The sequence below is a fragment of the Pseudoalteromonas sp. HM-SA03 genome (assembly GCF_002289345.1).
Classification (GTDB): Bacteria; Pseudomonadota; Gammaproteobacteria; order Enterobacterales; family Alteromonadaceae; genus Pseudoalteromonas.
In genome coordinates this window covers 11,801-25,723 of the sequence record NZ_NSDG01000055.1, presented here as the reverse complement: position 1 = coordinate 25,723, position 13,923 = coordinate 11,801, and the positions used below count along the sequence as shown (strand labels likewise).

The 13,923-nt window shown below is 44.0% G+C and carries 13 protein-coding genes; 8 read left to right on the top strand and 5 right to left on the bottom strand.

The features are described 5' to 3' along the window. Positions 1-9 precede the first annotated feature (9 nt). The 3 genes from CKO50_RS11625 to putA all read right to left on the bottom strand — a co-directional run bounded on the left by CKO50_RS11625 (position 10) and on the right by putA (position 5,255). Positions 10-468: a methylglyoxal synthase gene (locus CKO50_RS11625; protein WP_010371978.1), complete on the bottom strand. Its 459-nt coding sequence runs from the start codon at positions 466-468 to the stop codon at positions 10-12. Between the two features lie 28 nt (positions 469-496). After that, on the bottom strand, positions 497-1,132 hold the full coding sequence (locus CKO50_RS11620; protein ID WP_069018981.1) for a LysE family translocator: 636 nt from the start codon (positions 1,130-1,132) through the stop codon (positions 497-499). 319 nt (positions 1,133-1,451) lie between these two features. Beyond that, the gene (gene putA, locus CKO50_RS11615) at positions 1,452-5,255 is read right to left on the bottom strand and encodes a bifunctional proline dehydrogenase/L-glutamate gamma-semialdehyde dehydrogenase PutA (protein WP_095728277.1); all 3,804 of its coding nucleotides are present in this window, start codon (positions 5,253-5,255) and stop codon (positions 1,452-1,454) included. Positions 5,256-5,661: 406 nt separating this feature from the next. On the opposite strand from putA, the gene CKO50_RS11610 reads away from it, so the two are divergent. The 4 genes from CKO50_RS11610 to CKO50_RS11595 are packed head-to-tail and all read left to right on the top strand — an operon-like array spanning position 5,662 to position 7,982. Beyond that, positions 5,662-6,150, top strand: a complete 489-nt coding sequence (locus CKO50_RS11610; RefSeq protein WP_095728276.1) for a winged helix-turn-helix transcriptional regulator — start codon at positions 5,662-5,664, stop codon at positions 6,148-6,150. A 27-nt stretch (positions 6,151-6,177) separates the two neighbouring features. Continuing rightward, on the top strand, positions 6,178-6,924 hold the full coding sequence (locus CKO50_RS11605) for an SDR family oxidoreductase (protein WP_095728275.1): 747 nt from the start codon (positions 6,178-6,180) through the stop codon (positions 6,922-6,924). Positions 6,925-6,930: 6 nt separating this feature from the next. Continuing rightward, positions 6,931-7,380 (top strand): adenylyltransferase/cytidyltransferase family protein, encoded by a 450-nt coding sequence (locus CKO50_RS11600; RefSeq protein ID WP_010371961.1) that lies wholly within the window; start codon positions 6,931-6,933, stop codon positions 7,378-7,380. Continuing rightward, positions 7,377-7,982 carry an SDR family oxidoreductase gene (locus tag CKO50_RS11595; protein ID WP_095728274.1) on the top strand — a complete coding sequence of 202 codons (606 nt, stop codon included), beginning with the start codon at positions 7,377-7,379 and terminating at the stop codon, positions 7,980-7,982. The genes CKO50_RS11600 and CKO50_RS11595 overlap by 4 nt, the downstream gene beginning before the upstream one ends. Positions 7,983-7,991: 9 nt before the next feature. Here CKO50_RS11595 and CKO50_RS11590 read toward each other — a convergent pair whose 3' ends face one another. Together CKO50_RS11590 and CKO50_RS11585 are read right to left on the bottom strand one after the other, a co-directional pair. Beyond that, entirely contained in the window at positions 7,992-8,609 is a 618-nt protein-coding gene (locus CKO50_RS11590) for a GNAT family N-acetyltransferase (RefSeq protein WP_095728273.1), read from the bottom strand. After that, positions 8,593-8,820, bottom strand: a complete 228-nt coding sequence (locus CKO50_RS11585) for a helix-turn-helix domain-containing protein (RefSeq protein WP_095728272.1) — start codon at positions 8,818-8,820, stop codon at positions 8,593-8,595. The genes CKO50_RS11590 and CKO50_RS11585 overlap by 17 nt, the downstream gene beginning before the upstream one ends. A 392-nt stretch (positions 8,821-9,212) precedes the next feature. On the opposite strand from CKO50_RS11585, the gene CKO50_RS11580 reads away from it, so the two are divergent. The 4 genes from CKO50_RS11580 (at position 9,213) to CKO50_RS11565 (ending at position 13,805) form a co-directional block, all read left to right on the top strand. Then, positions 9,213-9,524: a 2Fe-2S iron-sulfur cluster-binding protein gene (locus tag CKO50_RS11580; protein ID WP_010371949.1), complete on the top strand. Its 312-nt coding sequence runs from the start codon at positions 9,213-9,215 to the stop codon at positions 9,522-9,524. Positions 9,525-9,528: 4 nt separating this feature from the next. Further along, positions 9,529-10,935, top strand: a complete 1,407-nt coding sequence (locus CKO50_RS11575; RefSeq protein WP_095728301.1) for an NAD(P)/FAD-dependent oxidoreductase — start codon at positions 9,529-9,531, stop codon at positions 10,933-10,935. Further along, positions 10,922-12,127, top strand: coding sequence for an FAD-binding oxidoreductase (locus CKO50_RS11570; protein ID WP_095728271.1), 1,206 nt, complete (start codon positions 10,922-10,924; stop codon positions 12,125-12,127). Before CKO50_RS11575 ends, CKO50_RS11570 begins: the two co-directional genes overlap by 14 nt. Positions 12,128-13,175: 1,048 nt before the next feature. Next, on the top strand, positions 13,176-13,805 hold the full coding sequence (locus CKO50_RS11565) for a hypothetical protein (RefSeq protein ID WP_095728270.1): 630 nt from the start codon (positions 13,176-13,178) through the stop codon (positions 13,803-13,805). Positions 13,806-13,923: the final 118 nt, after the last annotated feature.

Sequence of the window (13,923 nt, the reverse complement as noted above, 5' to 3'; positions counted from 1 at the left end):
TTCTATTTATCAATCTAAGCGACTAGCAAGGTACTGCTCATAATCAGGTAAATGCCTTGCGATTGGCTGGCTCATTTTATCGCACGCCATCAGTAAATCTGCGGTCGCTTCATTACAGGCGACGGGAATATTCCAAACAGCAGCCAGTCTCAACAGTGCTTTTACATCCGGATCGTGAGGCTGTGACGCGAGCGGATCCCAAAAGAAAATCAAGACATGAACATCTTGCTCCGCGATTTTGGCACCAATTTGTTGGTCGCCACCCATTGGACCACTAAATAGTTTGGTGACTTCTAAACCGGTATGCTTTTCTATCAGATTACCCGTTGTGCCCGTGGCGTAAAGCTTGTGCTGCTTAAGGCTATCTAAGTGAGTCTGACACCACTCAAGTAGGGCTGGTTTCATGCCATCGTGTGCAACTAAAGCAATATGCTTTTTAGCTGGCAGTGGCTGTGAACGTTTTTGCATGTGTACTGCTCCTATTTTGCGTGACTATTTAGAGTAATAAATTGACTGCCAATGCGATAAAAATTAAGCCTGAAATTCGATCAATCCACACCGGTGCTGCGGGATGCTGCCTAAAATAGCCTGCGATTTTATCACCACCATAGATGTACATGCAGTCGATGGGAAAAGCTAAAATAGGATAAAGTAAGCCAAACATGGCCAGTTGCATCGTTGTCGAGGTCGCCAAGCTACTGTCGACAAACTGAGGAATAAAAGCAATAAAAAACAGGGCGACTTTGGGATTTAAGACTTCCGTCATCATTGCTTGGAACATCACGTTTTTAGGCTTTTTGGTGCTCACGTGTGGTTTTTCCTCGCAAGCTATCTGCCCCTTCCCAAGCGTCTCTTTGATAGTCATTATACCTAGATAAGCTAAGTAAGCTGCGCCGAGGTATTGCACTGTGGTATAGGCAGTCTCTGAAGCTTTTAGGAGTGCCGACAAGCCAACAACGGCAAAGAGTGTATGGATCACCCCACCTAGCGCAAAGCCTAATGCGCTTTGCATGCCAGCTACGCGGCCATTAGTAAAGGTCTGCGCCATTAAAAATGCATTAGATGGACCTGGAGCTACGGCAATCACCGTGCTAGCAATTAAAAATGAGAATAAGTATTCAAGGTTTAACATTTTTATTTTCGTTATTGGTTTTTATATCGTTTTTGTGAATAGCCAATATGCATGAAATTGGTATTATTGTGGTTATTTTATACTTTGAAATTCTAACATTATTATGCAGAGCAACAATATTAGTGGTCTTTTCACTGTGATTAAATCATCTTTTTTGTATTGTGGCTGTTTCCTCTGAGTTGATCAATTTTTAAAGTTGCTATTGTGTATGGTAGTTAGCCTTGATTTTTACTATAAAAAAGCCAGCTTACGCTGGCTCCAGCTTACGCTGGCTTTGTTCGATAAAACCGCTATGTCTAGCATAGCGATTTATATTCTCTTACTCTTCGTCTTCAACAAGCGTCATCAGTGAAGTGTTACCACCAGAAGCTGTGGTATCGATACTGATGGTTTTCTCAGTCACTAGACGATTGATAAGCGTATCGTAGTACTCTGCACTGATCACCGGCAGGATAGCACCTTTACGTTCTGCAAGTTGCTGTGAGAAGTAACCAAGGCGTGAAGAGCGCGCAGCCACAACAGCACCTGCAAGGTGAGGGTGTGCCAAAATCGCTTGTAGCTGGTTTTGCTTCGCTACTTGGAATACGCCTTCAGCAACGCCAGTTGAGATGAACTTATCTCTAAATGCCAATGCTTCTTCATAGAACAAGTCAGAGGCTACTGTGATCACTGTGTTACCGGCAGCAAGTGCTGTGATAATTGAAATCGCCCAAAAGTTGAACGACGTACTCTTATCGGCATATACCACTACACAACCACGCGCTTCTAAGTGCAGCGTGTTCGATTCACCAGTAGGTCCTGGTAGCGTTGTGTAAGTACGCATACGCTTTTCTAAGCGGTTTAGCTGAGCACGCGCATCAGAAAGCGTTAATGACAAATCATCCGCCAGCTCATCAATGATGTCTACTGTTGCCACTTTAGCAAGTAGCTGACGCACTGCCGAAACACGGTCATTAAGCGCAGTACGACGCCAGATCTTCTCATCACGCTTAGAGTTTTGCATCAGTTTTTCAACTTGCTCAACGGCACCTGGGAAGTGGTGGATCTCTAGCTCATCAGGCGTCAGATCTGTCATTTGTACGTTGTCTGGTGACGCTTTTTCTTTCACAAGGCGAACTAAGTAGTTTGGACCACCTGCTTTTGGACCTGTACCAGAAAGACCACGCCCACCAAATGGTTGCACACCAACGATTGCACCAATCATGTTACGGTTCACGTATACGTTACCCGCGCGAGACATCTTAGCTAGGTATTCGCAGCGCTCTTCAATGCGTGAATGAACGCCCATCGTTAGACCGTAGCCCGTACCATTGATTTGGTCGATCACATTATCAAGTTGATCTGCTTTGAAGCGTACAACGTGGACTACCGGACCGAATACTTCACGCTTAAGTACTGATAAATCAGAAATTTCATATAGACGAGGCGCGAAGAAGTAAGCACCGTTCTCGCTGTTATCAGGGATCTTAGCTTCGAATAGTAGCTTACCGTTCGACTTCATGTAATCAACGTGCTTAGTCAAAGTGGTCAGCGCTTTTTCGTCGATTACTGGGCCTACGTCTGTAGATAGTAGCGATGGGTCGCCGATATGTAGCTCTTTAAGCGCACCTTGGATCATTTCAATGATACCGTCAGCAACATCTTCTTGTAAGAACAACACACGAAGTGCTGAACAGCGTTGACCGGCACTTTGGAAACCTGAAGAAATAACATCGTCAACCACTTGCTCTGGTAATGCTGTTGAGTCAACGATCATACAGTTTTGACCACCGGTTTCTGCGATCAGAGGAACCTGAATATCGTTACGCTCAGCAAGAATTTGTGAGATAAGCGTACCTGTCTCTGTTGAACCTGTGAACATAACCGCTTGGATACGCTCGTCAGGCACGATGTGTTTACCCACTTCGCTACCACGTGCGATAACCGGTTGTACTACGTGCTCAGGTAAGCCAACGGTGTGCATTAGTTCGATACAACGCAGTGCAATCATACTGGTTTGTTCAGCTGGCTTTGCAATAACGGTATTACCCGTCACGATAGCAGCAGCTACCTGACCTAAGAAGATCGCAAGCGGGAAGTTCCACGGGCTGATACATAAAATCACGCCACGAGCTTCAAAACGCTCATCTTTAGAAAGCTCTTCTGCACGCGCTGCATAGTAGCGACAGAAGTCAACGGCTTCACGTACTTCATCGATGCTGTCTTGGGTTACTTTACCTGCTTCTTTAATACAGATAGCAACAAGTTCGTCATGGTGACGCTCAAGGATGTCAGCAGTACGGCGTAGTAAGTTTGCACGTTCTTCAACAGAGGTTTGAGACCAACTTTCAAAAGCCGCATCAGCATTGGCAAGCACGCTTTGCATGTGTGCTTCATCGTGTAAAGGCACAGATCCAATCACTTGTTTGTGGTTCGCAGGGTTACGAACAGCAAGGTGACCTTCTGGTACTTGGCTTTCATCGATTAGGTGTTCGTTAAACCAGTTGTCTAGGTTTTCTTTAAACGGTGTTAAATCGTTGATGTCTGTTAGGTCTTTACCTTTTGAGTTTGGACGCTCATCGCCATAAAGCTCGATAGGTAGTTTAATCTGCGTATTGTAACGGTTACGTAGGCCTTGCAGTGTTTCTACAGGGTCAGGAAGTAGTGACTCAACAGGCTTAGTGGTATCAACAATCGCGTTTACGAATGATGAGTTTGCACCATTTTCAAGTAGACGGCGTACCAGATAAGCAAGTAGGTCTTCGTGCTGACCAACTGGCGCATACACACGACACTGAATACCCTCGTTTTCAACGATTTGGTCGTAAAGTGATTCACCCATTCCGTGTAAACGTTGGAATTCGAACCCTTTGTTGTCGCCTTTGGCAACTTCTAGAATAGTTGCTGCGGTGTAAGCATTATGCGTTGCAAACTGTGGGAAAAGTGCATCACGTGCTTCTAGTAGCTTAATAGCACACGCTTTATAAGAAACGTCAGTCGTTGCTTTACGGGTGAACACAGGGAAGTGCTCAAGACCATCTTGTTGAGTGGTTTTGATTTCTGTATCCCAGTAAGCACCTTTAACTAGACGCACCATCAGTTTACGGCCTACGCGGCGAGCAAGTTCAGCCACCCATTCCACAACGAAAATGGCACGTTTTTGATATGCTTGCACTGCAAGACCAAAACCATTCCAGTCGCCAAGTGCGTCGTCTGAGAATACAGCCTCGATGACATCTAGTGAGATATCTAAACGATCCGCTTCTTCCGCATCAACCGTGAAACCGATATCGTATTCTTTCGCAGCAATTGCAAGTTCTTTTAGCTTAGGTACAAGCTCGTCCATCACGCGGTCGCGATGTGTGAATTCGTAGCGCGGGTGAATAGCAGAAAGCTTCACTGAGATACCAGGGCTCTTAATTGGGCCACGGCCTTTCGCTGCCTTACCAATTGCGTGAATGGCGTTCATATAGCTTTGGAAGTAACGCTCTGCATCTTTCATCGTACGTGCGCCTTCACCTAGCATGTCGTACGAATATACATAACCTTTTTGTTCTTTATCAGCGGCACGATCGATAGCATCTTGAATGGTTTCACCCATTACAAACTGCTTACCCATGATCTTCATTGCATAGTTAACGGATTTACGGATAACTGGCTCACCAAGACGACCAATTGTGCGTTTTAGCACGCCAAATTGTTCTTCTTTATTCTTGTCTGAGTAATTAACCATTTTACCGGTAACGAGTAGACCCCAGCTTGAAGCGTTAACAAATAACGAGTCGCTGCTGCCTAAGTGTGAACTCCAGTCGCCTTGTGCGAGTTTGTCGCGGATCAGGCTTTCTTGTGTTGCTTTGTCTGGTACACGAAGTAAAGCTTCGGCCAAACACATCAATACCACGCCTTCTTCGGTAGAAAGAGAGAATTCATTTAAAAGCGCGTCGACACCGTTTTGACCATCTTGATCTCTACGAATGTTCAATACCATTTGACGTGCACGTTCCCATGCTCGGCTTCGAGCTGTAACGCCTACCTCAGCTAAAGGTAAAATATGATCAATTACTGCGTTCTCATCGATGCGGTAAAAATCACGGATCTTTTGTCGGATAGGACAGTTAGTTGTCAAATCGCCGTTATAAAGCATAAGCAACCCTCAAAAATTGGAGTCAAAAATACATGTAATTCGCGCCTGCCTATGGAATCACACACCTTAATGTGCAGATTACAAAACTACATCTGAACTGATGCCAAACTAGGCAATCAAAGGTTGAAAGTGTAGTTTAATTTGTATAGGAAGCCTCAATTACGACAAAATGATGCAGTCACATTGCTAACCATAACACACCCATTTGGGGGTTCAAATTTTAGCCAGAATGCATAATCTAAATGTTCGAACAAAGCCGCGTTAAAGACTGAAATAAGCTGCTTTGCCCTTTATCGTTAATTTCGCGGGCATTCTATCGAAAAGACAGCAGAATATGCTGTTTTATTTTCAAGGAATACGGTAAATTTGCGGGTAATCTCAAACCCTCACAAAATTTTATGCTGATATGACGACTTCCATTAAAACTCGGGTATTAGATCGCATCGATTTAGCAATCTTAGACGCGCTTCAGCGCAATGGTCGGATCTCTAATGTAAACTTGGCGAAAGAGGTAAACTTGAGTCCGAGTCCTTGTCTCGATCGAGTAAAAAAACTCGAGTCCGAGGGGTATATCGAAGGATATACGGCAAGATTAAATGCCGCGAAACTTGGTCAGCATTTGGTTGCGCATGTGGAGATCACCTTGAAAAGCTCGACTGAAGTGGTATTTGAGGTGTTTAAACAGCACATTGTAAAAATCCCCAACGTCGTTTCTTGTGATATGGTAGCAGGTGGCTTTGATTATTTAGTTAAGATCCGAGTCCAAGATATGCGTCAATATCGAGAGGTATTAGGTCAAATCGTTGAAATACCTGGAGTTGGCACAAATCATACTTATATGGTGATAGAACACGTCAAAGAAGACATGGGTGTAGAGGTGCTGAACTATCAGTAACTGTTGACCCAGTTTAAGGAATAATAGATGCAAAAAGTGGTACTTATCACCGGTGCGAGCCGTGGGATTGGTGCGGCAACGGCTCAACTGCTGGGACAACAAGGATTTACCGTTGTTATAAATTACAAGCAGAACGTGCAAGCCGCAGAAACGGTTGCTGATACCATCCTGAGTAATAATGGTAAAGCGCATTTGTTACAAGCAGATGTCACAGATGAAAAATCTGTAGAGGCAATGTTTGAAAAGATAAAGACCGATATTGGCATAGTTACGCATTTGGTCAACAACGCGGGGGTGCTGAACACGCAGACTCGAGTTGAACACATGACTGCAGCGCGTATCAACAATATGCTTACTAATAATGTTACGCCGTATTTTATTTGTGCTCGCGAAGCAATTAAACACATGCGTTTGAGTGCCAATCCAGCACAGTGTGCAATGGTGAATGTCTCGTCGGCAGCTTCTTATTTAGGTGGGGCTAATGAATATGTTGACTACGCGGCTGCAAAAGGTGCAATAGACAGCTTCACTAGAGGCTTATCTCTGGAATTGGCCGCTGAGCAGATCCGTGTGAACTGCGTGAGACCGGGCTGCATTTATACCGATATCCACAGCGACGGTGGCGAACCAAATCGAGTTGATCGCCTAGCCGATTTTTTACCGCTGAAGCGAGGTGGAACTGCAATTGAGGTTGCCAATGCCATCGCTTGGCTTTTAAGTGACGAAGCAAGCTTTGTTACAGGAACTTTTATTGATTTAGCTGGAGGGAAATAGCAATTTATGAAAAATAAAATTGTTTATGTCTCAGGAACATTTGATTTATTTCACAGTAATCATTTAAAAATGATTAGTTATGGCCGAGGTTTAGGAGACACGTTGATCGTTGGTGTAAGTACCGATGAACTTGTTTGTTCTTATAAAAAGCCACCGGCAGTGCCATTTGAAGAGCGTTTGGCGATTATCGAAGGGTTAAGAGACCCAGATCTTGCTATTCCACAACGTACTTTAGATCATCGTGAAACGGTGAAAAATCTAAATATTGATGTGTTCGTGATTGGCGATGATTGGAAGGGAAAATATGATTATCTGAAAGAGCTTGGGGTTCAGGTATTTTACTTTCCTTATGGTGCTGGCGTTAGCTCTAGTAACTTAAAGCAAAAAATCTACGATCAGTATAAAAAGCTGATTGAGCAAAGCGACAATCATCCAATCCCAGAGCCACAGAAATGAAAGTGTTGATAACGGGTGGACAGGGTGGTCTTGCCGCTTATTTAAGCGATGAACTGAAGCGCTTAGGATATGAAGTGGAAGCGCCATCGCGCGCGCAGCTTGATGTTTCTAAACCAGCTGAAGTTGAGCGTTTTTTTGACGACAAATCTTATGACTGTGTAATCAATGCGGCAGGAACGCTTTACTCAAGTTTAGTGGCAGACTCTGACCCAAGTCTTTGGATCCGTGACATCGAAGTAAACCTAATCGGCACTTATTTAATTTCTCGTGCTGCAATTAAAGCAAACAAAGCGGTGCATTTGATCAATGTGGCGTCGACGGCGGCATTTAACAGTTACAAAGATTGGACGTCTTATTGTGCGGCGAAAGCGGGCGTGGTGACCTTATCTAAAGGTCTTCACAAGGACGGCTACAAAATAGCGGTACTGTGCCCCGGGGCAATAGATACTAAACTGCGCGATGGACTTACTATCAATAATCCCAATGTGATGAGCATACCGCAAGGCGCTGCGCCAATCTTAGAGGCTGTAACTACACCACAGCACATCGGTAAGCTGTTTTTTTATCGCCTGAACGAAAGTCGTAGCGAGTCGCTTGATTAGACTGGTTTGCTAATATTCATTGGCACAATGCACTAGAGCTACGTTCTCAATACGATTGCGCAAGGTCGGTGCAAGCAGTTTGTAATAGTATGTGGTGGCATGGAAGTCACCGCGCTCATCACTGACAAAATGAGGGATTTGCCCAGCAACTTTGAAGCCCAAACTCTGATATAGGATTTCTGCGTCCGAATCCGATTGTGTGTCAAGGACGAGTAACGATATCTGCTGCCGTGTAGATTCTTGCTCTATGGCTTGCATCAGCTTTGTTGCCACACCTTTTCGTCGGCTGTTTGGATGCACTAATAGCTTTTCAACTTCTGCCCGGTGCTGAGCATTATCTTTTGTTGCTGGAGAGAGTTGCACACAACCTGCCATTACGCCATTAAGTTCAGCGACAATAAGCGTCTTTTGCGACTTGATCACAGCATCGAATACCTGCCACCAGTAGTTTTGTATTGCTCTGCTAGAGGAAGAGGGCAAAAAGCCGATAGAGGCGCCAAGGTTAATACAGGCTTGCGTCAGCGCGCTGAGCTGTTTTACCCAAAGCTGACAATCTAAGCGATTGTATTTCAAGCTAGGCGCCTGAATAATGCGAAGCTGCATAGCGCTATTAGACAAGTTGTTCATGCAGTTCCTTATTTATCCGAGCCAGACTTTGCTCAAGCCTTGCCTTTTCATGCATTAATTTCTGCCATCGAGTTTGCTGTTTCTCTTGGGAGCGTCGCAGTGCTTCGTAAAGTGCTCGCTGCGGCACATGATAGGCTTTTGCGGCTTGTGATGGGGTGAGCATATCGTTCATTACTGCGTGCACTGCTGTGTCTAGTTTGCCAAGTGTCATTGCGCTTTCTCCTTAACATCTACTGGGTTTGTTGCTGTATCGTGCACAGGCCAGATACTCACATCCAAATGCCAAAGTAAGTACATCGTTTGATATAAAGTGTACATAATTACGCTCCTTTCTTTGTGGTGTCAGTGGATAAGGAAAAACTGTGCCAGAAATTAAAATTATTTAATATCAATAGGATGTGATTTTTGTTGGTCTGTAAGTACGTTCACATTGCACTGCTTTAGTGAGGTGGGTGCAGCATTTGCACCGAATTGAACAGAATTAGCGAAAGAGTGCTTAAAAGTTAATTTGGATCAAATTAAGGTGAATAAAGTAAATAAAATGTTTATTTTTAATATTTGGATAGTAGGCTTTGTGCGACTTTATTGAAGGAGCATTTTTTCATGTCTGAATTATCCAGAACCCAAGATATTACAGACCCTGAGGGGTTACAGTTCCAAATTCAAATTGACGACATTGCGGTTAACGCATGCGATGGTGAAACCGTGTTGTCTGTATTGCTTGCGGCGAACTACAAGCAAATCATGGAAAGCGATCGAGAAGCCGTATCCGGTGCTTATTGTGGTATGGGCGTTTGTCATTGTTGTCAGGTAACAATAAACAAACAACATAAACAAAAGGCTTGCCAAACCTTAGTACAACCCAATATGCAGGTTGAAACCAAACAAAATCGTTTCAAGCAGGTTGGAGTATAGTGTGATGCCTAGTTGTCAAAAAGAAAAAATCGTTATTGTTGGTGCAGGACCTGCAGGCGTTAGCTGTGCAGCTGAGCTGGCTAAATATGGCATTACTAGCACTTTAGTGGATGAAGCACCAAAAATTGGTGGGGTGATCTATCGCGGGCCACTTCGACAAGCAAGTAAGCTTCCTCATTTAGATGAAAATCTTAAACGTGCGATGGCTGCACTAAAGGTACGCTACGAACATCATAAACAAGATATAACACTACAACTACAAACCAAAGTGCTTGGGCCCGAGGGTGAGAGCGGTTTGCTGTTGCAAACAGAAAATCAGTTAACACAAATAGATTACACCAAGTTGGTTTTGGCAACTGGTTGTCATGAGCGCAGTGTGCCATTTGAAGGGTGGCAGTTACCTGGTGTGATGTTAATGGGCGGGATGCAACTTCAGCTTAAAAGTGGGTTAGTTCGACCAGGGAAAAAAGTGGCGTTAGTCGGAACTGGACCATTATTGCCACTGGTTGCTTGCCAGTTACATAAATCCGGTGCACAAGTGGTTGGCGTATATGAAGCGAGTCGCTTTAGTGAACTGGCGAAAGAGACCGTGGCGCTGCTCAATAAACCTAAGCTTACGCTTTCGGGATTGAGTATGTTGGCGTATCTCAAAAAGCATAATATTCCGTTCAAGTATGGTTATGGCATTGTGAAAGCAGAAGGCCAAGAAAAACTCTCTAGTGTTACCGTAGCGCCTTACGATGAGCATTGGCATGCGGACTTGTCAAAAGCACAGCATTTAGCCGTGGATAGTCTAGGGGTTGGCTATGGTTTTGTTGCCCGCACCCAGCTTGCCATGCTACTTGGGGTTTCTCATCAGTACACCACCACGAATGGTTATGTGCCTTTATTAGATGACAATTTACGCAGTAGCTTAAATTCAATTTTTGTCTGTGGTGACACCAATGGTTTGCTAGGTGCAGAAGCGGCTATCATTGAAGGGAAAATGGCCGCAACCATGCTTGCCTATGAACAAGCCTGTTTAAGCGAATCGACCTTCCACACGCGGATGCGCAAGCTCAAAACTAAGCGTAAGCAAACACAGAAGTTTAGAGCAGGATTTGACCGCTTCTCGGCGCTCCGAGAGGGGCTGCTTGCGTTAACCCAGGCAGATACTGTGGTGTGTCGCTGCGAACAAGTAAAGCGCCAGCAACTCGATTTAGCATTGCAACAAGGTGCAAAAGATTTATCTAGCGTGAAAATGAGAACCCGTATTGGCATGGGAGACTGCCAAGGAAAAATGTGTTCTAGCTATGCGTTAGATCGACTGCATGCGGCAGGGCACTTAGGTACGCTGGGCGTGATAAGGCCAAGATTTCCACTTGACCCAATTCCATTTACTTTACTGGAGAAAAACCATGAAGCAGTATGATGTCATTATCGCAGGTGGCGGTGTAATTGGTGCGGCTTGTGCCTATTTTTTAAGCCGCGATACCAACCTAAAAATCGCGTTAGTGGATTTAAAGAAGCCGGGTAACGCGTCTCGTGCATCTGCGGGTGGATTATGGGCAATTGGTGAGTCGGTTGGACTTGGCTGTGGTGTGATCTTCTTCAAAACCTTGTCTAAGCTCCAAAGTGAAGGCGATACCGAAGCTGCGGAAACATTGCGGCCGCATCAATTACCAGAATGCTTTTTTGAACTTGCACTCAAATCAAATGAGTTATATCCAGCACTGCATGAAGAAATGCTGGCCAGACACGATGTCGACTTTAAGTTTGAACGTACCGGTCTTAAATTCATTATGTACAATCGCGATGATGAAATATATGCAGATAGCATAGTGTCTGGGATCCCCAATTTGTCCTCGCAGATCAGGTGGTTAGACCAACAGCAATTACGTGAAGAGGAACCTTACATCACCCCAGATGCAATTGGTGCAATAGATTTTATTTGCGACCATCAGGTAAACCCATACCGGTTAGTTGATGCGTACACTGAGGGGGCGCGTCAAAATGGTGTTGAGTTATTTTTGAATACCGAAGTGCTAGACGTACTGCGTGAAGGCAATAAAGTGATAGGCGTGAGGACGCAAGATCAAAGCCTGCATTGTGAGACCTTAATTAATGCCGCTGGTGCCTGGGCGGATGACATTTACCATCAAGCGACAGGGAAACACATGCCAGTTTACCCGGTTAAGGGTCAAATTGTGCTGTCTGAGCGTATGCCGAAAGTATTAAATGGTTGTATCAGTACCAGTGATTGCTACATTGCACAAAAAGACAACGGCGAGATTTTAATTGGCTCTTCAACGGAGGAAAAAGGCTTCGACACCACCAATAGTTTGGATAAAATCACCGAGTTGTCACAAGGTGCTATGAAGTGTCTACCTATTCTTAAAGAGTCGAGTATTAAACGTTGTTGGGCAGGGCTTAGACCCGGTACACCGGATGAGCTGCCAATTTTGGGCCCTGTCGATGGAGTGGAAGGCTATATTAATGCGTGTGGACACTTTAGGACGGGGATTTTAATGTCGGCCATTACTGGCACGCTTATTACTGAACTCATGACAGGCAAACCTACCTCTGTTGACTTGGCTCCATTTCGCGTTGAAAGGTTCGAATAAGCGTTTGATTCTGTTGTCTTAATGGGATATATCTAGTTACTAATGAATATTCCATTAAGGCAAGATAGAAGGTGCAATTACGCAAGCCTAAAAAACTAAACCGAGGTGATACCCTTGCGATTGTATCAAGTCAGCCCGTCCTCCTGACTGATTTCGACGCCCATCCATGGGCTACGACATACTTTTCTTTGATGCCCAAAGAAAAGTATGCAAAAGAAAGGGCACTCCCAACATCACACTGACTCCTCAAGCAAATTGCCAATATGAACGTCACCGCCGTGTAAGGGCCATCCTTGGCCCTGTCACAGCTTTTCACGCATCCATGCGTTGAAATGACTCATTGTCACTTTACTTTCGGGTGTGATGAGGGAGGAAAACGGTGCTGATAGTTTTGTTTGGTGCTTGCAGGCAAATTTGCTGCTTTGAGAGAAAAACTAGAACTCGCAGTCAAAAATAATCTCCCTCCATCACACCCGAAAAGCATGAGCCGATATGCAATGTGCCGACAGGATGTCGGTCAAGTCTTGTCTGGCATAGGGATGTGCCTTACAAGGCGGTTGCACTATATCAGCTTAGGGTTTGAGGATTGAGTGTGATGCTGGGGCGACGTTTTCTTGGTTCGCTCGATCGCGTCGTTTAAAAAGAATGAACGAGAAGCGCATGGATGCGCTTTGATAGCAGCCAAGGAGGGTATGTTTGATTATGGCTGCTTTGTAAAATCAAGTAGTTAACCTGCTTAATTGCTCAGGCTAGCGGCTTCTGTACGCGTAAAAATTTAATTGCTTATTAAGGCAAATTTAGGTGTAATGAATACATAATAAGCGCTGAGCAATGCAGGGAAAGCTTAATTAATAATAGATTAGCTGTTCAAACCAACTGATTTGGCTAATGTCTATAAAAAGCCTACTTTTTCTAAGTAAGTCCATAGCATAAATAACACCAACCCAGCCACATCGAGCGGGTAGCTGCTCAGTCCAACAAGCGATTATGCAACACAAACTGCGTGTCGCATAAATACTAAAATGTTATGTGAAAATTGAGAGTCGAAATGTCTAATTGGTTTGAAGAAAATCCGACGAAGTCAATTATTAGTTACACGCTAGTTGTAATAGCAGCTACTTGGGCTGCGTCTTACTTTGTAATCGACGAAAATAAAATAAACCTATATAAGTCCCAAGTTGATAATGAAAAGTCGGTGAATCGTCAGCTGCAAGCGAAAGTAAGTGTTTTAGAGGGAAAGATTCTTGATTTATCAAATGAAAATAAGCAACTTAAAGAGTGGCTTTCTAGTGAAGCAACTTCGTATCCAGCTTTGGTAAATAAAATACAGGCTCTCGAAAAAAAACTCAGTGAGAGACCTCTGAATGCTGCAGGCTCTACTAAGAACGCTCATGATTCTAGCAATCAGAAAGAGCTTTACTCATATTCGGAAAACTTTGTAATGGGGCAGTCTTTTACAGATCCTTTAACTAATGCAACCATTGGCGTTTCTCAAATAGCATCAGATTATACCGCTGATATTTATCTATTTCTGCCTGGCAAAGAAAGTCTCGAAAAGAAAGGGGTTAAACCTGGTAGCTCTTGGGTATATGAGTTTGAGAAAAAGCAATACAAGTTAACATTAAATAAAATTGAGTGGATTGGCAGTAGCTTAAAAGCAACTGTGGTTGAAATGTAATACAAATAGGAAGCATCATCGATGACACCCACTATTATTAGCATCATCGATGACACCCACTATTATTTGTAGAAGATGTAATGTTGGTACCACACAGGTCCTTTCAGCACTGTAAGAT

What these genes read in the sequence shown, in the direction of transcription:
- CKO50_RS11605 (WP_095728275.1), top strand. Translation starts at nt 6,178, where the DNA reads ATGCAAAAAGTGGTACTTATCACCGGTGCGAGCCGTGGGATTGGTGCG.
- CKO50_RS11595 (WP_095728274.1), top strand. Translation starts at nt 7,377, where the DNA reads ATGAAAGTGTTGATAACGGGTGGACAGGGTGGTCTTGCCGCTTATTTA.
- CKO50_RS11585 (WP_095728272.1), bottom strand. Translation starts at nt 8,820, where the DNA reads ATGACACTTGGCAAACTAGACACAGCAGTGCACGCAGTAATGAACGAT.
- CKO50_RS11580 (WP_010371949.1), top strand. Translation starts at nt 9,213, where the DNA reads ATGTCTGAATTATCCAGAACCCAAGATATTACAGACCCTGAGGGGTTA.
- CKO50_RS11620 (WP_069018981.1), bottom strand. Translation starts at nt 1,132, where the DNA reads ATGTTAAACCTTGAATACTTATTCTCATTTTTAATTGCTAGCACGGTG.
- CKO50_RS11600 (WP_010371961.1), top strand. Translation starts at nt 6,931, where the DNA reads ATGAAAAATAAAATTGTTTATGTCTCAGGAACATTTGATTTATTTCAC.
- CKO50_RS11625 (WP_010371978.1), bottom strand. Translation starts at nt 468, where the DNA reads ATGCAAAAACGTTCACAGCCACTGCCAGCTAAAAAGCATATTGCTTTA.
- CKO50_RS11570 (WP_095728271.1), top strand. Translation starts at nt 10,922, where the DNA reads ATGAAGCAGTATGATGTCATTATCGCAGGTGGCGGTGTAATTGGTGCG.
- CKO50_RS11610 (WP_095728276.1), top strand. Translation starts at nt 5,662, where the DNA reads ATGACGACTTCCATTAAAACTCGGGTATTAGATCGCATCGATTTAGCA.
- CKO50_RS11575 (WP_095728301.1), top strand. Translation starts at nt 9,529, where the DNA reads ATGCCTAGTTGTCAAAAAGAAAAAATCGTTATTGTTGGTGCAGGACCT.
- CKO50_RS11590 (WP_095728273.1), bottom strand. Translation starts at nt 8,609, where the DNA reads ATGAACAACTTGTCTAATAGCGCTATGCAGCTTCGCATTATTCAGGCG.
- CKO50_RS11565 (WP_095728270.1), top strand. Translation starts at nt 13,176, where the DNA reads ATGTCTAATTGGTTTGAAGAAAATCCGACGAAGTCAATTATTAGTTAC.
- putA (WP_095728277.1), bottom strand. Translation starts at nt 5,255, where the DNA reads ATGCTTTATAACGGCGATTTGACAACTAACTGTCCTATCCGACAAAAG.